At 63.3% G+C, this 23,099-nt stretch carries 22 protein-coding genes; 15 read left to right on the top strand and 7 right to left on the bottom strand.

Features of this window, described 5'->3' with window-relative positions; all coding sequences use genetic code 11:
• Nucleotides 1-11 precede the first annotated feature (11 nt).
• Both L6637_RS30310 and L6637_RS30315 read left to right on the top strand, forming a co-directional pair.
• Complete coding sequence (locus L6637_RS30310; protein ID WP_237872869.1) at nt 12-3,470, top strand: ATP-binding protein; 3,459 nt, start codon at nt 12-14, stop codon at nt 3,468-3,470.
• Nucleotides 3,467-4,261 carry a protein-L-isoaspartate O-methyltransferase family protein gene (locus tag L6637_RS30315; protein ID WP_237872752.1) on the top strand — a complete coding sequence of 265 codons (795 nt, stop codon included), beginning with the start codon at nt 3,467-3,469 and terminating at the stop codon, nt 4,259-4,261. The genes L6637_RS30310 and L6637_RS30315 overlap by 4 nt, the downstream gene beginning before the upstream one ends.
• A 56-nt stretch (nt 4,262-4,317) precedes the next feature.
• Here L6637_RS30315 and L6637_RS30320 read toward each other — a convergent pair whose 3' ends face one another.
• Nucleotides 4,318-5,388 carry an endo-1,4-beta-xylanase gene (locus L6637_RS30320; protein ID WP_237872753.1) on the bottom strand — a complete coding sequence of 357 codons (1,071 nt, stop codon included), beginning with the start codon at nt 5,386-5,388 and terminating at the stop codon, nt 4,318-4,320.
• A 100-nt stretch (nt 5,389-5,488) separates the two neighbouring features.
• Entirely contained in the window at nt 5,489-6,577 is a 1,089-nt protein-coding gene (locus tag L6637_RS30325) for a glycosyltransferase family 1 protein (RefSeq protein ID WP_237872754.1), read from the bottom strand.
• A gap of 259 nt (nt 6,578-6,836) precedes the next feature.
• On the opposite strand from L6637_RS30325, the gene L6637_RS30330 reads away from it, so the two are divergent.
• The 3 genes from L6637_RS30330 (at nt 6,837) to L6637_RS30340 (ending at nt 9,227) form a co-directional block, all read left to right on the top strand.
• Nucleotides 6,837-8,267, top strand: coding sequence for an oligosaccharide flippase family protein (locus tag L6637_RS30330; RefSeq protein WP_237872755.1), 1,431 nt, complete (start codon nt 6,837-6,839; stop codon nt 8,265-8,267).
• A 419-nt stretch (nt 8,268-8,686) separates the two neighbouring features.
• Entirely contained in the window at nt 8,687-8,875 is a 189-nt protein-coding gene (locus tag L6637_RS30335) for a hypothetical protein (RefSeq protein WP_237865237.1), read from the top strand.
• A gap of 13 nt (nt 8,876-8,888) precedes the next feature.
• Nucleotides 8,889-9,227, top strand: a complete 339-nt coding sequence (locus tag L6637_RS30340; protein WP_237872756.1) for a hypothetical protein — start codon at nt 8,889-8,891, stop codon at nt 9,225-9,227.
• A gap of 10 nt (nt 9,228-9,237) precedes the next feature.
• Here the strand turns inward: L6637_RS30340 and L6637_RS30345 are convergent, their stop codons facing one another.
• Together L6637_RS30345 and L6637_RS30350 are read right to left on the bottom strand one after the other, a co-directional pair.
• Nucleotides 9,238-9,516 (bottom strand): hypothetical protein, encoded by a 279-nt coding sequence (locus L6637_RS30345; RefSeq protein WP_333909303.1) that lies wholly within the window; start codon nt 9,514-9,516, stop codon nt 9,238-9,240.
• A 108-nt stretch (nt 9,517-9,624) separates the two neighbouring features.
• Nucleotides 9,625-10,305, bottom strand: a complete 681-nt coding sequence (locus L6637_RS30350; RefSeq protein ID WP_237872757.1) for a Crp/Fnr family transcriptional regulator — start codon at nt 10,303-10,305, stop codon at nt 9,625-9,627.
• 339 nt (nt 10,306-10,644) lie between these two features.
• Between L6637_RS30350 and L6637_RS30355 the strand changes: the two genes are divergently transcribed.
• The 4 genes from L6637_RS30355 (at nt 10,645) to L6637_RS30370 (ending at nt 15,863) form a co-directional block, all read left to right on the top strand.
• Nucleotides 10,645-10,950: a GlsB/YeaQ/YmgE family stress response membrane protein gene (locus L6637_RS30355; protein WP_237872759.1), complete on the top strand. Its 306-nt coding sequence runs from the start codon at nt 10,645-10,647 to the stop codon at nt 10,948-10,950.
• A 720-nt stretch (nt 10,951-11,670) separates the two neighbouring features.
• Nucleotides 11,671-12,684, top strand: a complete 1,014-nt coding sequence (locus L6637_RS30360) for a fatty acid desaturase (protein ID WP_237872760.1) — start codon at nt 11,671-11,673, stop codon at nt 12,682-12,684.
• Nucleotides 12,685-12,822: 138 nt separating this feature from the next.
• Nucleotides 12,823-14,013, top strand: a complete 1,191-nt coding sequence (locus L6637_RS30365) for a CaiB/BaiF CoA transferase family protein (protein ID WP_237865248.1) — start codon at nt 12,823-12,825, stop codon at nt 14,011-14,013.
• 278 nt (nt 14,014-14,291) lie between these two features.
• The gene (locus L6637_RS30370; RefSeq protein WP_237872761.1) at nt 14,292-15,863 is read left to right on the top strand and encodes a L,D-transpeptidase; all 1,572 of its coding nucleotides are present in this window, start codon (nt 14,292-14,294) and stop codon (nt 15,861-15,863) included.
• A 31-nt stretch (nt 15,864-15,894) separates the two neighbouring features.
• On the opposite strand, the gene L6637_RS30375 is transcribed toward L6637_RS30370, so the two are convergent.
• The gene (locus L6637_RS30375; RefSeq protein ID WP_237865254.1) at nt 15,895-16,707 is read right to left on the bottom strand and encodes a class I SAM-dependent methyltransferase; all 813 of its coding nucleotides are present in this window, start codon (nt 16,705-16,707) and stop codon (nt 15,895-15,897) included.
• 101 nt (nt 16,708-16,808) lie between these two features.
• Nucleotides 16,809-17,348, bottom strand: coding sequence for a VOC family protein (locus L6637_RS30380; RefSeq protein WP_237865257.1), 540 nt, complete (start codon nt 17,346-17,348; stop codon nt 16,809-16,811).
• Nucleotides 17,349-17,444: 96 nt separating this feature from the next.
• Here L6637_RS30380 and L6637_RS30385 point away from each other — a divergent pair, with 96 nt between their 5' ends.
• The 6 genes from L6637_RS30385 to L6637_RS30410 all read left to right on the top strand — a co-directional run bounded on the left by L6637_RS30385 (nt 17,445) and on the right by L6637_RS30410 (nt 22,600).
• Complete coding sequence (locus tag L6637_RS30385) at nt 17,445-18,140, top strand: TetR/AcrR family transcriptional regulator (RefSeq protein ID WP_237865259.1); 696 nt, start codon at nt 17,445-17,447, stop codon at nt 18,138-18,140.
• Nucleotides 18,118-18,669 carry a carboxymuconolactone decarboxylase family protein gene (locus L6637_RS30390; protein WP_237872762.1) on the top strand — a complete coding sequence of 184 codons (552 nt, stop codon included), beginning with the start codon at nt 18,118-18,120 and terminating at the stop codon, nt 18,667-18,669. The genes L6637_RS30385 and L6637_RS30390 overlap by 23 nt, the downstream gene beginning before the upstream one ends.
• 9 nt (nt 18,670-18,678) lie before the next feature.
• Complete coding sequence (locus tag L6637_RS30395) at nt 18,679-19,524, top strand: SDR family NAD(P)-dependent oxidoreductase (RefSeq protein WP_237872763.1); 846 nt, start codon at nt 18,679-18,681, stop codon at nt 19,522-19,524.
• A gap of 202 nt (nt 19,525-19,726) precedes the next feature.
• Nucleotides 19,727-20,566, top strand: a complete 840-nt coding sequence (locus L6637_RS30400) for a shikimate dehydrogenase (protein WP_237872764.1) — start codon at nt 19,727-19,729, stop codon at nt 20,564-20,566.
• Between the two features lie 20 nt (nt 20,567-20,586).
• On the top strand, nt 20,587-21,420 hold the full coding sequence (locus tag L6637_RS30405; protein ID WP_237872765.1) for an amidohydrolase family protein: 834 nt from the start codon (nt 20,587-20,589) through the stop codon (nt 21,418-21,420).
• Nucleotides 21,421-21,445: 25 nt separating this feature from the next.
• Nucleotides 21,446-22,600 (top strand): ABC transporter substrate-binding protein, encoded by a 1,155-nt coding sequence (locus L6637_RS30410; protein WP_237872766.1) that lies wholly within the window; start codon nt 21,446-21,448, stop codon nt 22,598-22,600.
• A 238-nt stretch (nt 22,601-22,838) separates the two neighbouring features.
• Here L6637_RS30410 and L6637_RS30415 read toward each other — a convergent pair whose 3' ends face one another.
• Nucleotides 22,839-23,072 carry a hypothetical protein gene (locus tag L6637_RS30415; RefSeq protein ID WP_237872768.1) on the bottom strand — a complete coding sequence of 78 codons (234 nt, stop codon included), beginning with the start codon at nt 23,070-23,072 and terminating at the stop codon, nt 22,839-22,841.
• Nucleotides 23,073-23,099: the final 27 nt, after the last annotated feature.

Genomic DNA, 23,099 nt, shown 5'->3' on the forward strand with positions numbered 1-23,099 from the left:
GCGGGATCACCATGCTGGAGAATGAGCCGGGGACTGAAGTCGGGTTGAAGCGTTGGCTCGAAGGCATTGGTCTCGGTCACTACACCGATCTGTTCGCGCAGCACCGCCTCGATCTCGACGTCATGGGCGACCTGACCGAGGCGGATCTTGCCGAGCTCGGGCTGCCGCTCGGCGATCGCAAGCGGTTGCAGCGGGCCATGGCCGCGCTGTTCAAGGCGGAGACGGTGGAGGCGCCGGTTGCGCCGGCGCGTCCGCAGACCCGCATAGAGGTTGGCGCCGAGCGGCGCCAGCTCACCACCATGTTCTGCGACATGGTGGATTCCACGGCCCTCTCGGCCCAGTTCGATCCGGAAGACGTGCGTGACATGATCGCCAGCTTTCGCGAAACCTGCGTGCGCGTCGTCAAGCATTACGAAGGCTTTGCCGCCCGCTTCGTCGGCGACGGCATTCTGGTCTATTTCGGCTATCCGACTGCGCATGAGGACGACGCCGAGCGCGCGGTGCGCGCCGGGCTCGAGATCGTGCGGGTGCTGTCGACCGCGCGCGCAATCGAGCCGCGCGGTGCGCTCAGCCACGCGCCCGCCGTCCGCATCGGGATCGCGACGGGCCTCGTCGTGGTCGGCGACCTCGTCGGTCAGGGTACCGAGGAGCGCGACTCCGCCGTTGGCGAGACCGTCAATCTCGCCGCGCGTCTGCAGGCGCTGGCGCCGCCCAACGGTGTGGTGATCTCCGCCTCGACGCAATCGCTGCTGAAGGGCAAGTTCGACTACCGCAATCTCGGCGCCCAGGCGTTGAAAGGCATCTCGGAAAAAACCCAGGCCTGGCACGTCGTGCGCGCCACGCGCGTCGAGACCCGCTTCGCCGCCGCCATGGGCACGCGACTGACCCCGCTCGTCAACCGCGAGGAGGAAATTGCGCTGCTGATGGCGCGCTGGCAGCAGGTCAAGGAGGGCGACGGCCAGGTCGTCGTCAAGTTCGGCGAGCCCGGGATTGGCAAGTCGCGCATCATCCAGGAGATTTTTGAGCGGATCGCCGGTGACCGGCATGGGCATGTCGCGTTCCAGTGCTCGCCCTATTACACCTCCACCGCGTTCTATCCCTTCGTCGAGCAGCTCAAATTCTCCCTCGGCCTCGACCGCGAGGATGCCTCCGCGCTGTCGCTGGCCAGCCTGGAGAATGCGATTGCAGCGGCCCATGGCGATATCGAGCAGGTGGCGCCGCTGTTCGCGGCGCTGCTGTCGATCCCGACCGGAGAGCGCTATGCGCCGCTGGACCTGTCGCCGCAGCAACAGAAAGACGCAACTGTCGCGGCGTTGGTCAATCATTTCCTGGGGCTCGCCCGCGAGATGCCGCTGGTGATGGCCTTTGAGGACCTGCACTGGATCGATCCGACGTCGCGCGAGGTTGTCGATTTGCTGGTCGAGCAGGTGCAGAACCAGCCGATCCTGGCCATCATCACGGCGCGCTCCGAATTCCAGCCGAGCTGGAATGCGCATTCGCACATCACAACGCTGGTGCTGAACCGGTTGAGCCGGGCGCTGCGCACCACGCTGGTCGAGCGCGTTGCGGGCAGGGAGCTTCCCAAGGAGGTCGTCGAGGAGATCATCGTCAAGACCGACGGCGTGCCGCTGTTCCTTGAGGAGTTGACCAAGACGGTTCTCGAATCCAACCTTCTGACCGAGCGGCACGGGCGCTACGTGCTGTCGGGCCCGTGGCGGCAGCTCGCGATCCCGGCGACCTTGACGGACTCGCTGATGGCCCGTCTCGACCGGATGGGGCCTTTCAAGCGGATCGCACAGATCGGCGCGACCATCGGCCGCGAATTCTCCTACGAGACCCTGCACGCGGTCGCCAACATGCCGGCGGAGCAGATCGAGGCGGCGCTGACCCATCTGGAGGAGGCCGGCCTGATCATGCGCCGGGGGCATCCGCCCGATGCGCTCTACTCCTTCAAGCACGTCATGATCCAGAACGCGGCGCATGACAGCCTGTTGCACAGTGAGCGGCGCAAGCTGCATGCCAGCATCGCCCAGGTCCTGGCCGAAATGTATCCGGAGAAGACCGATCGCGAGCCGGAGCTGCTGGCCCATCATCTGACTGAGTCCGGGCAGAGCGAAGGCGCGGCGAGCTTCTGGCTCAAGGCAGGCAAGCAGGCGGCCAAGAGCGGCGCCAACCTCGAGGCGATCGGCCATCTCCGCCGGGGCTTGAGCGTCGTGCAGGCCAATGCACGCATGCAGGGCGCCGACGAGATCGAGCTCGAGCTGCGGATCGCGCTCGGCAACGCGCTGATCGCCGCCAAGGGCTACGCCGTGCAGGAGGTCGAGGAGAACTACATCCGCGCCCTCGAGCTCGGCCAGCAGCTGGACGACGACGAAAAGGCCTTTGCGGCCACGCGCGGGCTATGGGTGTGCCATTTCATCCGTGCCGACCTCACCCGCGCGCATGATCTCAGCGTCGAACTGCTGAAATTCGCCAAGCGAGAGCGGTTGAATGAGGACACGGTGCAGCAGACCGGCTACCTGATCGAGGCGCACCGCTCGATCGCGATGACCATGCTGTATCGCGGTCGCTTCGCCGCCGCGCAGCATCATCTGCATCGCTGCATCGATCTCTACAGTCCCGATTTGCATTCCGACCTGATGGAGCGCCACGGCACCGATCCCGGCGTCGTCTCGCTGTCCTATCTCGGCTATCTTCTCTGGTTCCTCGGCCAGCCCGATGCGGCGCGCCAGCACAGCGAGCAGGCGATTGCACTCGCGGAGAAGATCCGCCATCCGTTCTCGCTCGCCTTCGCGCTCGTGTTCGGCGCCTATCTCTGCCAGCATCTGCGCGATATCGAGGGCACACGCGATCATGCCAACCGCGCCATGATCATCGCCACCGAACACAATTTCCTGCATTGGAAGCAGCAGGCTGCGATCCTGCGCGGCTGGGCGCTGGCCCAGCTCGGCGATGCCGATGAAGGCATCAGCCAGATGCGCTTTGGCCTCGATGAATATGAGGCGATGGATTCCTGGCTCGCCGGCTGCTGGTTCCGTTGCTTGCTCGCGGAGGCCTATGCCAAGGTCGGCATGCGCGACGCCGCCTTGCGCGCGCTGGACGGTGCGCTTGCGACCGCAAGGCGCACCGGCGATCACTCCTATCTCGCCGAGGTCTACCGCCTGCAAGGCGAGATCACCTTGTCGGACGGCAATCCGGCCTCGGTGCAGGAGGCCGAAGATCTGTTCGACCTGTCGCTGGAGACGGCGCGCAAGCAGGGCGCGTTGTCCTGGGAGCTCAGAACCGCGGTCAGCCTCGCGCGGCTGTCGCACGCATCAGGCAAGCGCGAGCACGCAAGCCTTCTGCTCGTGCCGATCGTCGGCAAGTTCAACGAGGGTTTCCTGACGCCCGACCTGAAGCTCGCCTTGCAGCTGGTGCACGAGCTCGGCGGCGATACACCGGCGCGTCCGCAGGCCGATCCGGTGAAATGAGCGATCTGTCCGCCGCGCGGGCGCGCTACGTCGAGCTCATTGCGAAGCGCGAGCGGATTGCTTCGCCGCGCCTGCTTGCCGCCCTCGCGTCGGTGCCGCGTGAAAATTTTCTGGCGAAGGGGCCCTGGCGCATCAAAACCGAGGCGGCGCGCAGCTATCGGCTGACACCCAGCGCCGATCCCGTTCATCTCTACGATAATGTGCTCGTCGCCATCGACGCGCGCCGCAAGCTCGACACCGGATTGCCGAGCCTCTGGGCCCATTTCATCGATCTGCTCGATGTCCGAGCAAAGGATCGCGTGATCCAGATCGGTTGCGGGCTCGGCTATTTCTCGGCGATCCTGTCGGAGATCGTGGGGCCGAAGGGCAGGGTGCGCGCAATCGAATGCGACGCCCGGCTCGCATCGCGCGCTGCGAATTACCTGCGGGCCTATCCCAATGTCGAAATTATCAACGGCGACGGCTGTCGCGATATCGGCGAGCCGGCCGATATCATCATCGTGCATGCCGGCTTTTCGCATCCGCATCCGCTCTGGCTTGCCTCGCTCCGCCCGCGCGGTCGGCTGCTGGTGCCGCTGACGCAGCGGGACCGCGAAGGCGCCGCACTCAAGATCATGCGCCGGGGCAAGGGGTTCGTCGCCGAAGCGGTGCAGCAGATTCGGATCTTTCCGGGCCATGGCCGCGGGGTGACGGCACTCGACGACCGCGTCGCCGACTGGTGGCAACGCGCATCCGCCCTGGCGCCGCTGCGCTTTCGCGGGCTCGAGCAGGGACTGCCGTCGGATGGCTGACGAAGAGCCGAGTTTCACCTGTCCCGGTGAGGACGAGGTAAGACAGGCGCTGATCCTCACACGTCCTTCGTGAACTTGCTGATGACATTCATCAACGGCTTGGGCTTGAACTCGCCATCAAGCGGCAATGGCCGGTTCGGCTGCTTGTCCGGGCGTTTGACGTAGCCGTTGATCCAGCTGTAACGGTCGGAAATGCCCCAGGTGAGGACCGAGCGCACAGGTCCGCTGGTCGAGATCGCGGTCAGGAGATCGTCGACGCGTTTGGCGACGATGGCATCGCGCTCCGCAGGGCTTCCGGTCAGCTTCTGGTCGTCGACGTCGAGTTCGGTGACGAAGACCTCGAGGCCCCATGAGCGGACTTCGGTGACGAATTCGGCAAGCCCGTGGGTGTCGATCTCGAGCTCGGCATGCAGATGCGATTGCAGCCCGACCGCGTGCAGGGGCACGCCTTGATCCAGCAGCTCCATGATGAGGTTGCGGTAGGCCGCGCGCTTGGCGATGAACGAATCCTTTGCCGATTCGATATCGTATTCGTTGATCGCGAGCTTGACGTAGGGATCGGCCGCTGCGGCCGTTCGGAACGCGAGCGGAATCCAGCCGTCGCCGAGATGCTGCGTCCAGAATGTATCGCGACGGTCCTTGGCGCTCCCGGGATTGTCAGGGATCGGTTCGTTGACGACGTCCCACGAGGTCAGCTTGTCCTTGTAATAGGACACGACGGTGTTGATGTGATCGACATAGGCGCGCTCGACGCCCTTCGAATCCTTGATCTGCTTGGTCCAGTCAGGAATGTCATGATACCAGGCGAGCGTATGGCCGCGCATGGTCAAATCGTTCTTTTGCGCGAAATCATAGATCGCGTCGGCGCGCTCGAAGGCGAAGGTGTGCGCGTCCGGCCGGAGCATCGGCCATTTCAGCTCGAGCACCGGCACCACCTGCGTGCAATAGGTGCTGATGGCCTCGCCCAGCCGTGGATCGGCCTGCAAATCCCAGAGCGTGGCGGCCGCGCCATAGCCCTGATGACGCTGGACAAGTTTCGACGCTGGCGGGGCCGCGGACGCCGACGCGCCTGTCGCGAGCGTTGCGGCGCTGCCGAGGAGAAATTGGCGTCTGTCGAGCGTCGTCACGTGGTGGAAGTCCTTTCGGAACCAACGCGCCATCGTACCAAGCGGCGCCTTGCAGCGCCGCGGTTTCCTGTTGTTGGGTTAATTGTCGCGAATGTTCCGCTCAGCGCGCGTGGCGCTGCATTACCGCTTCGGCGATGTCGTAATAGTGAAGCGCGCCCTTTTCGAGCGTGAGATGGTCGATCACATAGTCGCGAGGCGCGAAGCTGCCTGCGCTCGCCTGCGACCAGAAGCCGCTCCAGCCGGCGATGAAGCCATCGGCATCGACGAATGTGCCGCCGCAGCGTGCGTCAAAATAGGGCACGGAGGACACGCCGCCTTCGTATCTCACGCGGTCCGGGAAATATTCCGGATCCTGCCACGGGCCGCCGCGATCCCAGGCGAATACGGGCACGCCGCTAGATAGCGCCTGCTGGCAGGCGATGCCCTGGCTCTCGTGCTCGCAGAGGAAGACCATGCTGCGGCAGCGCGCCAGCGCGGCCTTGTAGTCATCTTCCTTGTAATGGCCGTAGCGGATCACTTCCACCGAGCGGCCGCTTGCTTCGAGATGCTTGCGGATCGGTTCGATCAGCTCGCGATCATAGCGGTCATGGCCCCAGCGAACCTTGTCATAGAGCAGCACGTCGACGCTCTTCTGCGCGGCCGGCGTTGGCGTCCACAAATCGGTTTCGATGCCGACCGGCCACACCTCGATACGCGGCCAATATGGCCGGCACATCTCTGCATACCAGTCGCAGGGCACGAGGATCGTGTTCTCATGAAACTCCTTGAGGCGCTCGGGCACGTCGACAGGATGGTTGTACATGACGACGCCGAGCAGCAGCGGGTTCTTCCACGCGAACCAGTCGAGCACGAAGGGGCGCCCGAGGATGCAGGCGAGCTCCTCCGGATGCTTGCGGATGTAGCTGTAGTCATTGACGCGATAGGGGATGCCGACCCGGTCGAGCCCAGCGCAGAGATTGAGGAACACGCGCCGCTGGCCGCTGATCCAGGATTTTCCGAGCAGCATCCGCCGCACCAGCGGTCGGACGTGACGGTCGCCCGGAAACCAGCGGTCGTCGCGCTCCTCGAAGAACAAATTGAGCGTCGTCCGCCCGTCCCCGTCCCCAGGGGACGCCGGGACCAGGGACGCATCGGTCCCGCCATGGGGCAGGGAACTCGGGTTTGCCCCCATGCGTTCGACAACGACCATTTTAGCCACGTCCATACGTTAACCAAACGCCGGGCGACGTCTTGAAATCATGGTTTCTTTTCGGTGATCGCGGCGCCCCGTTCAAGGACAGCGCAAATTTAACGCTAACGCGCGAAAGCGGTGGAGCCATCCCATTTGGCGGCCGATTTGCAGACTTAAATGACTATCTTGGGAGATGCTGCGGCGCAGTCGAACCATCACGCCAAGGTCCAACTGATTAACGGCCGCTCGATTTCAAGGCCGCCGGTCCCGTGCACGCATGCTGAACCGCCATTTCTCCATCTACCTCGTCAGCTACATCCTGTCTGCTGCGATGGGCTTTTTTGCGGTCACCGCCTACACGCGGCTGCTGACGCCGGCGGAGTATGGCGTCTATGTGGTCGGCATGAGCATCGCCGGAATTCTGGGCGCGATCTTCTTCGCCTGGATCAAGCTGTCGGTGTCGCGCTATCAGGCGATGTCGGCGGAAGTGGATTTTCGCGGCACGGCGATGGTTGGCTTTGCACTGACCGTCCTTGCCATGTGTGCGGCGACCCCGCTGGTCTTCCTGTTCCGTAGCGACGTCAGTGTCGAGCTGGTGCTCGCCAGCATGTTCGTCGCGATCATGTCGAATGGGTTCGACGTCGGCCAGGAGTTCGAACGTGCCAAGTTTCGGCCCTTTCGATTTGCGGCGATTTCGATGGTGCGCAGCGTGTCGAGCGTCGGATTCGGCCTGCTCGGGATCTGGCTTGGCTGGGGCGGCATGGGCCTGCTCGCAGCCTTTGGCCTCGGTTCGCTCGCCGGCGTCATCCTCAATCTCGTCAGCGATCGCGCCAGGGTCGCAAGCTTTTCGCGCAACCAGTTCATGCAGCTCGCGCGCTACGGCCTGCCGTTGACCCTGGCTGGATTGTCTGTCGCGGTCTATTCGGCCAGCGACCGGCTGATCGTCGCCTATTTGCTCGGCAGGGATTCCGCCGGCATCTTCGGTGTCGCCGCCGATCTGCCGCGCCAGTTCATGGTCATGATCGCCACCAGCGTTGCCGCGGCCACCGTGCCGATGGTGTTCCGCTCGCTGTCGGAGCAGGACACGACGCGGGAGCGGCTGACCGAGAGTCTCGAGCTGCTGCTCGTCGTTGTCGCGCCCGTCGCGGTCTGGCTTGCGCTCGCCGCAGATCAGGTCACGGGCACGCTCGTCGGTGTCGATTTTCGCGCCGGCGTGTCCGCGCTGCTGCCGACGCTGGTGCTCGCCCGCTGCTTCGGCATCGCCAATCAATTCTACGTCCAGCTCAGCTTCCAGCTCGCCGAACGGCCCTTCATGCTGGCGGCACAGTCGTTCCTCACGCTGGTCTTGAGCATTGCGCTGATGTTCACGATGGTTGCGGGTTATGGCATCTACGGCGCTGCGCTGGCGACGCTTGCAACCGAGGTGATCGGCTTCGTCGTCGCCGTCGTTCTCATGCGCCGTGCCCATCCCGTGCCGTTCGACGTCAATCGCCTGACCGGCGTCGCCGCTTCTGCCGCGGCAATGGCAGCTGCGATCCTCCTCGCGCGGTCGCAGATCCATGGGACGGGTATCGCGGCGCTGATCATCGTGAGCGTTGCGGGCGGCTTTGCCTATGTCGCCCTCGCGTGGCTTCTCAATGTCGCCAATGTGCGGACGTTGTCGCTGCGCTTCCTGCGAACGTTCAATCGCAAGGCGCTAGGCGTCTAGGGGCGATTTCGGCCTCATTCCCCCCGGAGGCGCGCATCCGGCTACGGCGCGGGGTTTGTTCCAGCGAGCAATATTGACCAGCAATTTCGGACCCGGAGGCACATGGTGTCCTGGTCGTCGTCCCTATGGGCAACTATCGGCGATGTAACGCTCTCGCCCGATAGGAGTGAATCGTTTGCTTTCGCAATACTTCCACTCATCCGGCCCGTCACTTGCACCGGTCCTGCGGCCGCGCTGTCCCAAGTGCGGTGGACACGTGAACCTGGTAAGAATTCGAGAGCCATCCGCATTGGACATCGGAATGTTCGATTGCGACTGTTGCCAGCACATCTATGCTGCCACAGTTGAAGCAGATCCGATGCGCTCGACAGCCGTCCTCTGGCTCGCCAGTCACGAACTCAGGCCGCCGACCTGACCGAGTGACCCGAATTGATGATCTGGAGGAATTCGTTCACCGCGAGAACCTGAAACTCTTCAGAAGGCAGCTTGATCTGGCCCAGGACGATGCCCGACGGCAGTGGCTATTGAAACGTCTCATCGAAGAAGAGGCGAAGGTTCCGGTCGCGGCCGGATGGCTGACGATGGGCGCACCATCAAGGAACTCTTGATGGAGGGTGTGTCATGAGCGGGTACATTATCAACAACAAGGGTGCTCGCGCTGGACTTCAGACCGGCACGGCCATCTTCGACCTTGCCGGCAGAAAGGTTTACGAGCTCAGGGGCAACAATATCTATCGTCTCTCGGGCGAATTGGTCGGCCATTTGCTCGATACGCCCGGCTCGGACAAGCGTCTGGATCGCCACAGCCAAGAGCTTCTTTCCGTCCGAGGACGCCCGGAATCTATCAAGCCGGAGAAGCCTGCCGTCCCGAAGCGGCAGCCGTCTGCCAGCTTCGCGCAAGCAATACGTCTCCGTCGGATGGTCTCCGACACCCCGTCCAATCGTCGCAAGAAGGGATGATCACGGGGCGTCATTGCAGCGGGGATCTCGTCCTCGTCGCGGCATCGTAGATCAGGATCTGTAGCATTGGAAATCTGCCCAGCAGTTCGGCCCCGGCTTTCTGAGCGGCATTCTGGTCGTCGTAATGCGCCTTCAAGCGACCGTCGACCACCAGCGAGAAGCCGTCCGTTGGCGCCACGTCGGCTCTTTGAACGATTCTCGGCTCACTCTCGTCTGCTGGTGCAGGGGGCTTTTTCATTGGTTCTTCTCGCATCGTTGCAAAGTCGAAGCGCCGGTCATTGTCCTGCATCGCGCCTCGCGTGATCGACTGCCATTATAGGCAACGAGACGGCGCGCTTGATGTTCCGCTATGCGCGGGAGATCGCCCGGACCGCTTCGATCCTTCCGACCGAATGGCTCAGTCGTCGTCCCTCACGATCTCTGGCTTGTCATACAAGACCGCGTTCAGCAGGGAATTGTGAACTTCGATCTTGCCGTTGTAGGTGATGAAGCCGAGCTTGCGAAACTTGTTCATGAAGAAGCTGACCCGAGAGCGCGTTGTCCCGATCATCTCGGCGAGCGTCTCCTGACTGATTTGCACTGCAATCGGTTGGGCGACGCCGTCTTTTCCAAAATTTGCCAGGAGAAGGAGGAGCCGCGCGAGCCGCTTCTCGCTGGAATTGAACAGCTGGTCGATCAGGTCTTCCTCGATGCGGCTGTTTCGGCTGAGAAAGTACCCCATGAACAATTCGGAAAACTTCGGCTCGCCCTTGAGTGTCGCAAGCATCGCTGGCTTCGCGATGGACGTGATCACACACTGTTCCATCGCCACCGTCGTCGAAATTCGCAAGGGATGTCCGTTCAGGCAGCCTTCGCCGAAGAATTGCCCCGGCTCCATGATTCCGACCACCGCTTCCTTGCCCTGCTCGGAGACGACCAGAACCTTGATCTTCCCCTTCTGGATATAGAAAACGGTATCCGCAGCATCGCCGTGCGAAAACACGACCTGGTTCTTGTCGAATTTCAATATGGCTTTGCCGTCGCCGACCTTGGCGAGAAAGGTCTTTGGATCGAATGTTCCTTTCGGCGCTTTTGGCATGATGTCGTGGAAGTCCTCTGCAGGATCACCTCAGTTTAGCAGGCCGACACCTGGTCGGTTAGCCGAATCTTGCTTTCTGCCGGCTCATCATGAGTGCGGCATTAAGCTCCGCGATGCGGTTGGTCGTTTCGATGGGCGACGTCATCGAGTCTAGCAGCTAGGTCGCGTCTCCGTAGAGCAGAATTGCTCAGCCCTGTCGGAGGATTGGTCCGCAATAGCGGCAAGCCCCGCGCCGCTCAGACGACCGGCATCTGAGCCGTTTTGCACATCCTGCGCTGTCGCTCTGGTCTATTCTGAGCGGTGGCGGAAGTTCCGCAGTTTGTTGGTGAGGACGTGAACATGAACATATCCGGTGAGAGCCTTCTCGTCATATTGGTCGTGGGCGTTGCGGCTGGCTGGCTGGCGGGTCAGATCGTCATGGGTACGGGCTTGGGTCTGTTTGGCGATCTCGTCGTGGGAATCGCAGGAGCCTTCGTTGCGAGCTGGATATTTCCGCAACTTGGATTCCATCTCGGTTCTGGGATGGTTGCGCAGATCGTTGACGCAGCGATCGGCGCGATCTTGCTGCTCCTGATCATCGGGCTCGTCCGCGGGCGGAGCCGATGGGGCGGAAGCTGGGGCGGCGCTTGGCGGAAACGCTGGTAGCGCCTCGCGAGAGCATGCGCTTGGAACGAACGTCGCCGGGGCTACTTGGTGATGGCGACCGGATACGATGCCCACTCATCGTATCCGATGAATGGCGGCCCTGGCTCGCAGCCCCTGTGCCAGGGTCGCTTCATCCAACGTTCCCCTTCAGCCGCTACTTGGCTGCCACCGTCGGATCGACGCTGGATAGTTTGTGGACATTCCCGCACTTCGAGCATTCGAAGATCCGCAGATTGGGCCCGTCGCAACCTGCCGCGACGTGGATCAGCATCATGCGGGTTTGGCAGGCCGGACAGAGTGGCCGGGGTATGGGAATCAGCGTCGGTTCGGGACGAGCGTAGACCTCTGACATATGAAGCTCCTGCCGATATGGCGGGGTATGCCGTACCCGAAGCCGCCGCCGCTCGCAGCCGATTCGCCGGTTGCGACGGAGTGAACATGCCGTGCTCCCGTGCCGGCTACTGTTCAATATTGCTCATATGCGGGAATTGCCTGCTGGCCGGAGCGAGCGCTGGGCCGCCTCCGATCGCGGTGAGCCGCGCGGCCCGGGATGTTCGGATGGGATCGCTGGATCCTGGACTGTGCAATATTGCTCAGCAAAGCATCCGCGCACTGATCAATATGGGAGTACGTGGGGCGCGACCCCGGAGCCGCTGGCGGAGGCGTCCGTGCGCGAGAACCTTATCGGCTTGTGCGGGCATGTTCGGAAGCAAATCAGATATGAGCCCAACATTGCCGGAAATCCGCGCACTGCCACAATTGCTCGCCCGTTATCGCGAACCCGACAGCACGCGTGCGGTTTTTGAACTGGTGATCACGGCTGTGCCGTTCCTGCTCATCTGGGCTCTGATCCAGGGTGCTTTTAGTCACGGTTATTGGCCTGGCCTGCTGCTGGAGGCGCCCGCGGCTGGCTTGCTCGTGCGCCTCTTCATGATCCAGCACGATTGCGGACATGGCTCGTTCTTTCGCAGCCGGGTCGTGAACGATTGGGTTGGCCGAACTCTCGGTGTTGTGACCCTGACGCCTTACGATTATTGGCGATACAGCCATGCATGCCATCATGCGAACTCCGGCAATCTCGACCACAGGGGACTGGGCGACATCGACACATTGACCGTGGGTGAGTTTCTCGCGCAGCCGCGCGGGCGTCGGCTGCTATATCGTCTCTATCGGCATCCCCTGGTGATGTTTGGCGTCGGTCCCGCCTATCTCTTCATTCTGAAGCATCGATGGCCGGTAGGGAGAATGCGTGGCGGCTGGAGACCCTGGCTGAGTACGATGGGCACAAATGTCGCCATCGCGGTTCTTGTCGCTACGGCGGTGCGGTTGGTGGGCTATGGGCCTTTCCTGCTTGTGCATCTGCCCATTCTGATTCTGGCGGCGTCGATCGGTGTCTGGCTGTTCTACGTCCAGCATCAGTTCGAGCATACGTACTGGTCCCATGACGAAGGCTGGAGTTTTCACGAAGCTGCATTGCATGGTAGCTCCCATTACCACTTGCCGGCGGTCCTGCGATGGTTCACGGCGAATATCGGCATCCACCACATCCATCACCTGTGCAGCCGGATTCCCTGCTACCGATTGCCCGAAGTGTTGCGGGAGTATCCGCAACTCGCGGGTGTCGGACGGGTGACCCTGCTCCCAAGTCTGCGGTCCATGCGGCTGGCCCTGTGGGACGAGGAGCGGTTGCAGCTGGTCTCTTTCGGAGAGGCGTGGGCTCGGCGCGCCAGGTGACGAGCCGGTAAAACGCAACGGCTGCGGCTTGCGCATACGCATCTGAATCCTGCGCTACATCTCACGCCCGACAATCAATGTATCGTCTGCCTCGCCGGCATCGCGAGCGATGCGTCCTCCAACCACAGCGAAGCGACGATGGCACCATCAGGCCCTCTCAGCGGTATCCGCGTTCTCGATCTGACGAGCGTGCTGTTCGGTCCCTATGCTGCGCAAATGCTCGGCGACTGGGGCGCCGATGTCATCAAGATCGAGCCGCTCGCCGGCGACACCTGGCGCTACACCGGCCTGTTCCGGAACCGTGGCATGAGCGGCCAGTTCATGGCGGTCAACCGCAACAAGCGCAGCCTCGCGCTCGACCTGAAACATCCCGATGGCAAGGCGGTGCTGGCCAAGCTGATCCCGACGGTCGACGCGCTCGTCACCAATGTCCGCCCGGCCGCGATGGCCCGGCTTGGCTTCGGTTATGGGGACTGCGCAAAGCTCAATCCGCGGCTGGTCTATGCCGCCGCGACCGGCTTCGGCCAGGACGGCCCGTGGGCCGCGCGCCCGGCCTTCGACGAGATCATCCAGGCGGCCTCGGGCCTCGCATCGTCGATCGGATCTGACGATGAGCCGCAATTCGTCCCGAGCCTGATCGGCGACAAGATCTGCGCGATGGCGATGGTCGGCGCGGTGTCCGCGGCGCTGTTTCGCCGCGAGCGCACCGGGCAGGGGCAGATGGTCGAGGTGCCGATGCTGGAGACGATCGCAGGCTTCAACAGCATCGAGATGCTGGGCGGGCATGCGTTCGATCCGCCGATCGGCCCGACCGGCTACAAGCGCATGAAGAACCGGCGCCCGGTGAAGACGAAGGACGGCTGGCTGACGATGCTGCCCTATTCGGGCGATAATTGGTGCGCCTTCTTCGAGGCCGTCGGCCGCCCCGAGCTGATCGAGGAGCTCGGCGTGCGCGATCCCGTGCTGCGCTCCCAGAACATCGACAAGGTCTACGATCGCATGAGCGAGATCGGGCCGACCCGCACCACCGCGGAGTGGGAGGAGCTTTTGCTGCGGCTCGACGTGCCGCACACTGCTTTCGCCAAGCTGACCGAGATCGGCGAGCAGCCGCATCTTGAAGCCGTCGGCTTGTTTGCCGATATCGATCACCCGACGGAAGGTCGCATTCGCCAGGCGCGCCCTGCGACAAAATTCTCCGCGAGCCCGGCCGGCATCCATCGTATGGCGCCGCGGCTTGGCGAGCATTCGCGTGAAGTGTTGCGCGAGGCCGGGTTGAGCGACGCCGAAATCGAATTGCTCGTGGCGAACAAGGCCGTCGGTGCGCCGTAAAGCGGGCGCGCCATTTCTGTGATTCTGGTCACATCCGGCCAGGCTGCCTCCATGGGCGAACATTGCTTCGCAGCCGTCCCGCCATCGCCAGCCCCGGGGCCAGCCTTGGCCGCCGACCGCCCTTTCGCCCGCACGGACCCTCGTATAAGAGAGTTTCGCCGCTGGAACGGACCGAATAATGCCGGAAACGGAACAGATGGTGGCTGCGAATTCTTAATCCAAAGATCGCAATCTGACGGATCATCGATGCAAGTGCGGACAGGCAACCGGGGAATGGCATGAAAGACCTGATGACGACGGCGCAATCCAATCGGGTGATGCGGCGTTGGGGGACTCCCGGAATTGTGATGTTCGCGGCGGCACTTGCCCTGGCCGCCCCGAGCGAAGCCATTGCCGCCAAACAGCCGCGCCAGACCGCCGAGGCGGTGGCGCCGCGCGAAGCGGGCGAGCCGATCATGGCGATCGTCTCGATCAAGAGCCAGCAGGTGACGTTCTACGATTCCGAGGGCTGGATCCTGCGCGCGCCGGTCTCGACCGGCACGACCGGCCGCGAGACGCCCGCCGGCGTCTTCGCCGTCATCGAGAAGGACAAGGACCACCACTCCTCCATGTATGACGATGCCTGGATGCCGAACATGCAGCGCATCACCTGGAACGGGATCGCGCTGCACGGCGGACCGCTGCCCGGCTACGCGGCCTCGCACGGCTGCGTGCGCATGCCCTTCAACTTTGCGGAGAGCCTGTTCGATAAGACCAATATCGGCATGCGGGTGATCATCTCGCCGAACGATGCCGCCCCGGTCGATTTCTCGCATCCCTCGCTGTTCATACCGAGCAAGGAGGCCATCGCGGCAGCGCCTGGTCGTATCGGCAAGCTTTCTGCCGAGGCCGAGGAGGCCATCAGGGCTGCGGACGAGACCAAGAAGGCCGCGGCTGCAGCGGCGAAGGAAGCGCAATCGCTCCCGGCAACGCTGCGCAAGCTCGAGCAGCAGAAGGCTCGCGCCGACGCCGAGAACACCTATGCCGACAAGCTGGTTGCCAACGCCAAGAACGATCAGGCCAAGGCAAAGGCCGACGAGCTGAAACAGAAGGTGGCGGCCAAGGCCGCTGATGCCGCAACCCAGCTCGACGCCGCCAAGGCCGCCGCGCAGCCCAAGCGCGACGCGGTTGCCGCGACCAAGGACGCGGCCAAGGTCGCCGCGGCCAAAAAGGTCGAGGCTGTGAAGGCTGCGACCGACGCCAAGCTCGCGCTGGAGCCTGTCTCGGTCTACATCAGCCGTGCCACGCAGAAGCTCTATGTACGGCGCAACACCCACAAGCCCGCGCCGGATGGCGGCGGCGAGGTGTTCGACACCAGCATCGAGGTTCCCGTCACCATCCGCAATCCCGACCAGCCGCTCGGCACGCATATCTTCACGGCCATGGCGAAGAACGATACGGGTCTGCGCTGGAGCGTTGTCAGCATCGACGAGGGCGACACCGCCAAGGACGCGCTTGACCGCATCACCATCCCGCAGGAGGTGTGGGATCGCATCGCGCCGACCGCGTTGCCGCGTTCCTCGATCATCATCTCGGACGAGCCCTTGAGCGCCGAGACCAACTATCGCACCGAGTTCGTCGCGGTCCTGAGCAATCATCCGCAAGGCGGCTTCATCACCCGCAAGCCGACCGCGCCGTCGGTGGAAATGGCCAGCGACGATGGCTGGGGCGGTGGCTTCGGCGGCAACGGCTTCTTCTTCTTTGGGCAGCGCGATCCCAATCCGCAGCCGGTCAATCCGCGCCGCCGCGCCGGCCAGTACCAGTATTATCAGCCGGCACAGCCGATGCCGATGCAGCGGAGTTTTTGGTAAGGGCAGGGCTGGAGCATAGCTGCTCCGGCCATCACGGCCGGGCCGTGATCACGAGCGCCTGAATCTTCGCTTCGACCGGTCCCGAGCCATGGCGTTTCCGGATCGCCTCGGCGACGGCATCGGTCGCGGCCTCGAGCTTGCTCGCATCCCTGGCCTCGATCTCGCCGCGCAGCGGCGTTCCCTGGCAATACGCGATCGCGACATATTCGGCGGAGGGCGCACGGCTCATCGCTGTCTTGGTTTCGATCGATATGTCCCTGAAGCCTGCACGCTCGAGATCGGCCTTGATGACGGCCTTGTCGTGATAGCCGTGCGGCGTCCGCGCCATGAACAGTGGCGGATCGTCGGGGAACACCTTGCCGAGCGTGGCGGTCGCGTCATCGGCGAACACATTGTCCGCGATACGGTCCCACACGTTGAACAGATACGTGCCGCCAGGCTTCAACACCCGCCTCGTCTCGGCGTAGCCCTTGCTGCGATCCGGAAAGAACATCGCGCCGAACTGGCAGCAGACCACGTCGAACGCCGCATCGTCGAAGGGCAACGTCAGTGCATCCGCCTGACGCCAGGTCATGCGGGGATCGTCATTCTGACTCTGCCTGGCAACCGCGAGCATCGGCTCGTTGAGGTCGGTCGCGACATAGCGGACGCCTGAAGGCAGCAACGCCGCCACGGCCCGTGTGACCGCGCCGGTGCCCGCCGCGATCTCGAGCAGGTCCGAGGGCGATAGCGCAGCGATGCGCCTGGCAAGGTCGTCGGCGTAGACGGAGAAGATCAGCGGGACCAGATATTCGTCGTAAAGCTTTGGGACTGAGCCGGCGAAAACCTTGTCAGTTGCAGACATGCTTGCCTCGCTGAGCTCCGGGCCGGGAGGCGTTATGTTACCATGCATCGTCGGTCCGGCAACGGTGTGCCTGTCCTCACGTGCGGCGCGGCAAACGGGAGCTATGATCTCGCGCCGCCGACCTCGCGGATCGGTCGCGAGCCGTCCCAATTCATCGCCGCCTGTCTGACCTTGTCGAAAAACGGCCCCTTGGTGCCGCTGATATCGGAGATCTCGATGATCGTGCCCGGATGGGCCTCGGTGTCGAAATAGGCAAAGCGACCCTTGTCGCCGCCGATCTGACCCTCGTGACCGATCTTGTAGCCGAGCCCGATCGCCTTGTCGTAGAGCGCCTGGTAATCGTGGCTCCAATAGGACATGTGCTGGAGGCCCTCGTGGCCGGCGTCCAGAAATTCCTTGTAAAGCGAGGGCGCGTCGTTGCGCTGCTGGATCAGTTCGATCTGGAGATCGCCGGAATTGGCGAGTGCGATGCTCATCTCGACCGCGGAATCCTGGCCGCGATAGCGGAACCAGTCGGTCGTGACACGGTCGATGTAGTACCAGGGGCCGACGCCCATCACCTTGATCCAGTGCGTCATCGCGGCCTGGATGTCCCGCACCACATATCCATTCTGGCGCACGGCGCCGAAGATGCGGCTCATGCCCGCGCTCCCTTGATTGCTCTCCGCGTCTCGATCCCGCGCGGAGTTGACGTCTCCGGATTGACTAACGAACGATCGTTCGTTAGTCAATCCGTCATGGCTGTTCACCCCCCGAGCGCGGCGGAAGTGGCTGCGCCCACCACCCGTGAGCGCATCCTCAACGAGGCGCTCAACCTGTTTGCGCAGAGCGGCTATGGCGGCGCCTCGATGCGCGAATTGGCCCGTCGCGTCGGCGTCCGCGAGAGCAGCCTCTACAATCATTTCTCCGGCAAGGCCGCGATCCTGGAAGCGATCGTCAGCGAGCACGGTCCGGCCAGTTCGGCGAGCCGGCTGGAAGAGCCGCGCTACAAGCAGCTCGCGCGCCAGCCCGCCGCATTCTGCCGCCAGTTCGCGCTTGACCTGGTCGAGCAATGGTCCGATCCGCGCGAGCACCAATTCCAGAAGGTCATCACCGCCGAGCGCAACCGCGTGCCCGGCATCCGCGCCAAGTTCGCCGATCAGTTCTACGCGCGCGAGCAGCGCCTGATGACGGATTTTTTTCGCGGCTTCGCGTTGGCGGGCCTCGTCTCGACACCGGACCCGCGCGAAACGGCCCGGCTGTTCGCGGCCGGCCTCATTTACATCAGGCTCGAGCATTACGTGATGGGCGCGGCACCCTCGCCACGGCCGAAGGTGATCGAGGCGATCGACCGCTATCTCGCCTTCTTTCTGTCGCTGATTGCGGCGGGCGACGACGACAACAAGAGAAAAAGAACCAAGGGAGAGACGCGTGGCAAGGCTGCCCCTGATTGATCCGGAGACGACGAGCGGCGATATCCGCGCCTCGTTCGACCGCATGTCGGTCAAGCTCAACATCTTCCGCATGATGGCCCATGCCGAGGCCAACATGATTCCGGCGATGCGGCTCGGCAATTCGATTCTTCACAAGCAGAAGCTCAGCGCGGTCAACCGCGAGCTTTTGATCTTGCAGGCCGCGCAGCTCGAAGGCGGCGCCTATGAATGGCGCCAGCACGTGCCGATCGCGCTCGGCGTCGGCTGCACGCAATCGCAGGTCGACGCGGTCGAGCGCGGCGATTACGATTCTGCGGCGCTGAATGAGGCCGAGCGCGCGCTGCTCAAGTTCGGTCGCGAGGTCGTCGAGAACGTCCGCGTGCCTGACGCGATCTTCATCGCTGCGCGAAGACATTTCAGCGACCAGGAGATCGTGGAATCCATCGTCGCGATCGGCTTCTACATGATGATGGCCCGTGTCACCGAGGCGACCGAAACCGACCTCGATCCTGCCGCCGGCATGAAGGTCTATGACGGCGGCAAGAAATAGGCGGCTGAGATGACGGACACGGAGAGCAAGCCGGAGCGCTACGTCCGCGCGCCGAGTCCGGAGTCATTGGGCGAAGCGCCCGGCAGGGGACGCCTCAAGGGCCGCCGCGTCCTGATCGTCGGCGGTGGCCAGCGCGTGTTCGATGCCGCCACCGATCCGATCGGCAATGGCCGCGCCATGAGCATTCTTTGTGCCCGCGAAGGCGCGAAGGTCGCAGTCGCCGATCTCAACCACGCCTCGGCGCAGCAAACCGTCAAGCGTATCACCGACGAAGGCGGCGAGGGTTTTGCCATTGCGGCCGACGTCACCTCTGAAGCCGACGTCCAGCGCATGATTGCCGAAGCCCACCGCGCCATGGGCGGTCTTGACGGCATGGTGCTGAACATCGGCACCTTCGGCAAGACCGGCCTCGACAATGTCAGCCCGGAAGAGTGGAACGGGATCTTCGACGTCAATGTCCGCGGCCCCATGCTGTGCTGTCGCGCCGCGCTGCCAATATTCGACAGCGGCGGCGCCATCGTCTTCATCTCCTCGATCGCCGCGTTGAAGGCGGGATCGCAGATGGCGGTGTATGATTCCTCCAAAGCCGCGCTCGGCGGCCTGATGCGCAACATCGCCCATCTCGGTGCGCGCCGTGGCATCCGCGCCAATCTCGTCTATCCCGGTCTCGTCGACACGCCCAACGGCCGCGAAGCCGGGGCCGGTCGCCCCAACCGCGGCAAGGGGCATGTTCCCTTCGGACGGCAAGCGACCGCCTGGGAGATCGCCTACGCCGTGCTGTTCTTCCTGTCGGATGAGAGCGTTTATGTCACCGCACAGACGCTGGCGGTGGATAGCGGCTTGAGCGGGATGTAAGGCAAGGCGGATGTCTCCCCGATGTCGTCCTGGCTTTCGCCAGGACGACGGTGAGATTTGACGCGCCTCTGCGCCATCAGCTGGTCTTCCCGCCCCCTAGATTCACATTGCGCCCGCTAGCCATTCCCTCTAATTGTCTTGTACAAATGACCAAATAGCATGGTCGCGCGCTAAACACGCGATCAGGGACGGGAAGCGCAGCATGTCGCAGGATGGTTTTGGCTTGGCTGGCGTCATCGGCATGCCGGTCGCGCATTCGCGCTCCCCGGTCATTCACAATTACTGGCTGAAGGCGCACGGCATCCGCGGTTCCTACGTGCCGCTCGCGGTCAAGCCGGAGCGGCTCGCGGATGCGCTTCGCGGCCTCGTCGCGCTCGGATTCCGCGGTTGCAACGTCACCATGCCGCACAAGCAGACGGCGATGGCGCAGCTCGCTCGAGTCAACGAGACCGCCAGGCGCATCGGCGCCGTCAACACCATCGTGGTCGAGGCAGACGGCACACTGTCCGGCTTCAACAATGACGGCAATGGTTTTGTGCAGAGCCTGCGCGACGCGAAAGCAGACTGGCGCGGCGATGCCGGCCCGATCCTGTTGCTCGGCGCAGGCGGCGCCTCGCGCGCGGTTGTCGTGGCGCTGCTGGAGAACGACGCACGCGAGATCCGGATCGCCAACCGCACCGCGGAGAAAGCGGAGGCGATTGCGAAGGAGTTCGGTTCCGCCGTCAGCACCGTGGCATGGGACGATCGCGCAGCCGCGCTCGGCGATGTCGCGCTGCTGGTCAACTGCACTGATCGCGGCATGGTCGGCAAGAGCGCGCTCGAGATCGACCTGTCGCGGCTGAACCCGGCAACGCTCACTGCCGATCTCATCTACACGCCGCTGGAGACGCCGTTCCTGGCCGGGGCCCGCGCGCGCGGCTGCGTCACCGTGAACGGGCTCGGCCTGCTGCTCAACCAGGCGCGGCTCGCCTTCAAGGCCTGGTTCGGCGTGATGCCTGACGTCACGCCCGATTTGATCAAGGCGATCGAGGCCACGTTCTGAACCGCGGGAAGCTTTGTGCCATGACATTGCCGGCGGGCCCCAAGATCGACTGTCACATCCACGCCATCGATCCCGTCCGTTTTCCCTATGGCGCCGATACGCCGTATCGCCCGAGCGGGCAGGAGATTGCGCCGGCCGCGCAACTCATCCGTGTGTTCGACGCTTTTGATGTTCGCCATGCGCTGGTCGTCGCCACCAACACCGGCTATGGCAGCGACAGCCGCATCCTGCTCGACACCTTGAGGCAGGGCGGCGGCCGCTTCAGGGGCGTCGCCGTGGTCGAGAACGACGTCGACATCCGCGAGCTCGAACGCTTGAAAGCCGCGGGCGTCATCGGCGTTGCCTACAATGTGCCGTTCCACGGCGCCGACTATTATCGCAACACCGCGCCGCTGCTGGAGAAGCTGGTAAGCCTCGGCCTGTTCCTCCAGATCCAGGTCGAGAACGATCAACTGCTTGATCTGCTGCCCCTCATCGACAAATCGCCAGTGCGTCTGGTGTTCGACCATTGTGGCCGACCGTCGGTCGGCCAGGGTGTCAAAGGCAAGACCTTTCAGGCCCTGCTTGCGATCGGCCGCGAGCGTGACGCGCACATCAAACTGTCAGGCTATTACAAGTTCTCGCAACAGCCGCACCCTTATGAGGACACCTGGCCGTTCATTGCAGCGCTTGTCGAGGCCTTCACGCTCGATCGCTGCGTCTGGGGCTCGGACTATCCGTTCCCGCGCGCAGCCGAAAGGCTCGACTACGGGCCGCTGCTCGCGGTGCTGACATCGCTGTTTCCGGACACGGGCGACCAGCAGCGCCTGCTGTGGCGAACGCCGGCGAAACTGCTCGGCTTCGATGGATCATAACAAGGAAAGCAACGGGGAGGACATCATGAGGCATCTTCCAGGCACGCTCGCCATCGCCTTGGCAGCATCGCTCACCACGGGCGCAGCCCGTGCGCAGAACACCGTCTACATCCCTGACGTCATCGAGCTCTCCGGCCCCGGCGCCGTCTCGGGCACCAACTGGCGTGACGGCGTCCTGCTCGCAGTTGACGAGATCAATGCCGCCGGTGGCATCCTGGGTCGCAAGATTCAGACCGAGCATCTGGACACCCAGAGCAACCCCGGCATCTCGCGCGCGCAGGTGCAGAAGGTTTTGGACAAGGATCCCTATGTCGTGCTTGGGCCGATCTATTCCGGTTCGGTCAAGGTCAACATGGCGCTGACGCAACAAGCCGAAATCCCTCAGATCGTCGGCGCCGAGGCTGCCGACATCACCACGCAGGGCAACCCCTGGATTTTCCGCACCGCCTTCGGCCAGCAATTCTCGATGCCGAAGATCGCTAATTATCTGCACGACAAGCTGAACGTGAAAAGCGTCGCGGTGCTCTGGGTCAACAATGATTTCGGTAAGGGCGGCCACGACAATTTCGTGAAGGAGATGAAGGCACGCAACATCGAGATTGCGGCCGATATCTCCACCGAGCAGGGCCAGGTCGATTTCGGCTCCGATGTCATCAAGCTCAAGGGCGCCAAGGCCGATGCCGCCTTCATCTACACCAACGAGGAGGAGAGCGCGCGCTTCCTGATCGAGGCGAAGCGGCAAGGCCTGTCGACGCCGCTGTTCGGCGAAACCACGCTGCTCAGCCAGAAGGTGGTCGAGCTCGCCGGCTCCGCCGCCAACGGCGTGCGCGGTCATGTCGGCCTCAGCGCCGACGCTCCGATTCCGGCGATCGAGGAGTTCACCAAGAAGTTCAGCGACCGCTTCAAGTACCGCCCCGATCACAACGGCATCAAGGGCTACACCGCGGTCTATCTCGTCAAATATGTCACCGAGAAGATCGGCAAGTTCGACAGCAAGGCCTTTGGCGCGGCGATGAAGGGCCTGACGCTGACGCCTGACAAGGCACCGGGCATGCTGATGGAAGCCAGCTGGGACCAGAACGGCGACATCGACCGCGCCAGCTTCCTCGCCGAGATCGTCGACGGCAAGCAGAAGATCGTGGAGACGCTGCCGAAGCTGAATGGCAGCAAGAGCGAATGAAGGGCGCGTAGGCAAGACGTGCCGTCGGATGACTCCGCCGACGGCACAACCCGCTTCATCCCTTCGTTGCGACAGGCCTGCTTTCCTGTCCTAGTGGACCGCGCAATTCCCTTGCGCGGTGTTTTTCTTTGGTGCATCCTCTGGTAGCGGCAGCAGATTGGCCGCGGAAAGCTTATTTTTGCGAAAACTTTATTTCAGGAGTGTGCCATGGCAAGGCGTGGCAACATTGCAATACTCTTTATGCTTGCAGTCTGTCCTCCTCGGTATGCAGATGCTCGGCCTTATGAGAACGGACCGGCGTTGAGGTCACTCGATAAACTTGGTTCGGATCTTGCGCCTGTGAATCGAGCGCCCGGAGCTTCTCAAGTTGCACCGGATATTCTGAAGTTAAGTGGATTCTTCGATTTTCTGCGTACGGTGCAGCAGGCCCCGGCACCGCGCGAGCCTCCAGCTCCGAAAGCACCGGCACCACGCGAGCCTCCAATTCCGCGTCCTCCGC

The organism is Bradyrhizobium zhengyangense, from assembly GCF_022012435.1.
Taxonomy (GTDB): Bacteria; Pseudomonadota; Alphaproteobacteria; order Rhizobiales; family Xanthobacteraceae; genus Bradyrhizobium; species Bradyrhizobium zhengyangense.

Excerpts from the sequence above, each read along its gene's own strand:
- L6637_RS30310 (WP_237872869.1), top strand. The coding sequence starts at position 12 with ATGCTGGAGAATGAGCCGGGGACTGAAGTCGGGTTGAAGCGTTGGCTC.
- L6637_RS30315 (WP_237872752.1), top strand. The coding sequence starts at position 3,467 with ATGAGCGATCTGTCCGCCGCGCGGGCGCGCTACGTCGAGCTCATTGCG.
- L6637_RS30325 (WP_237872754.1), bottom strand. The coding sequence starts at position 6,577 with ATGGTCGTTGTCGAACGCATGGGGGCAAACCCGAGTTCCCTGCCCCAT.
- L6637_RS30330 (WP_237872755.1), top strand. The coding sequence starts at position 6,837 with ATGCTGAACCGCCATTTCTCCATCTACCTCGTCAGCTACATCCTGTCT.
- L6637_RS30340 (WP_237872756.1), top strand. The coding sequence starts at position 8,889 with ATGAGCGGGTACATTATCAACAACAAGGGTGCTCGCGCTGGACTTCAG.
- L6637_RS30345 (WP_333909303.1), bottom strand. The coding sequence starts at position 9,516 with ATGCAGGACAATGACCGGCGCTTCGACTTTGCAACGATGCGAGAAGAA.
- L6637_RS30350 (WP_237872757.1), bottom strand. The coding sequence starts at position 10,305 with ATGCCAAAAGCGCCGAAAGGAACATTCGATCCAAAGACCTTTCTCGCC.
- L6637_RS30355 (WP_237872759.1), top strand. The coding sequence starts at position 10,645 with ATGAACATATCCGGTGAGAGCCTTCTCGTCATATTGGTCGTGGGCGTT.
- L6637_RS30360 (WP_237872760.1), top strand. The coding sequence starts at position 11,671 with ATGAGCCCAACATTGCCGGAAATCCGCGCACTGCCACAATTGCTCGCC.
- L6637_RS30365 (WP_237865248.1), top strand. The coding sequence starts at position 12,823 with ATGGCACCATCAGGCCCTCTCAGCGGTATCCGCGTTCTCGATCTGACG.
- L6637_RS30370 (WP_237872761.1), top strand. The coding sequence starts at position 14,292 with ATGAAAGACCTGATGACGACGGCGCAATCCAATCGGGTGATGCGGCGT.
- L6637_RS30375 (WP_237865254.1), bottom strand. The coding sequence starts at position 16,707 with ATGTCTGCAACTGACAAGGTTTTCGCCGGCTCAGTCCCAAAGCTTTAC.
- L6637_RS30380 (WP_237865257.1), bottom strand. The coding sequence starts at position 17,348 with ATGAGCCGCATCTTCGGCGCCGTGCGCCAGAATGGATATGTGGTGCGG.
- L6637_RS30385 (WP_237865259.1), top strand. The coding sequence starts at position 17,445 with ATGGCTGTTCACCCCCCGAGCGCGGCGGAAGTGGCTGCGCCCACCACC.
- L6637_RS30395 (WP_237872763.1), top strand. The coding sequence starts at position 18,679 with ATGACGGACACGGAGAGCAAGCCGGAGCGCTACGTCCGCGCGCCGAGT.
- L6637_RS30400 (WP_237872764.1), top strand. The coding sequence starts at position 19,727 with ATGTCGCAGGATGGTTTTGGCTTGGCTGGCGTCATCGGCATGCCGGTC.
- L6637_RS30405 (WP_237872765.1), top strand. The coding sequence starts at position 20,587 with ATGACATTGCCGGCGGGCCCCAAGATCGACTGTCACATCCACGCCATC.
- L6637_RS30410 (WP_237872766.1), top strand. The coding sequence starts at position 21,446 with ATGAGGCATCTTCCAGGCACGCTCGCCATCGCCTTGGCAGCATCGCTC.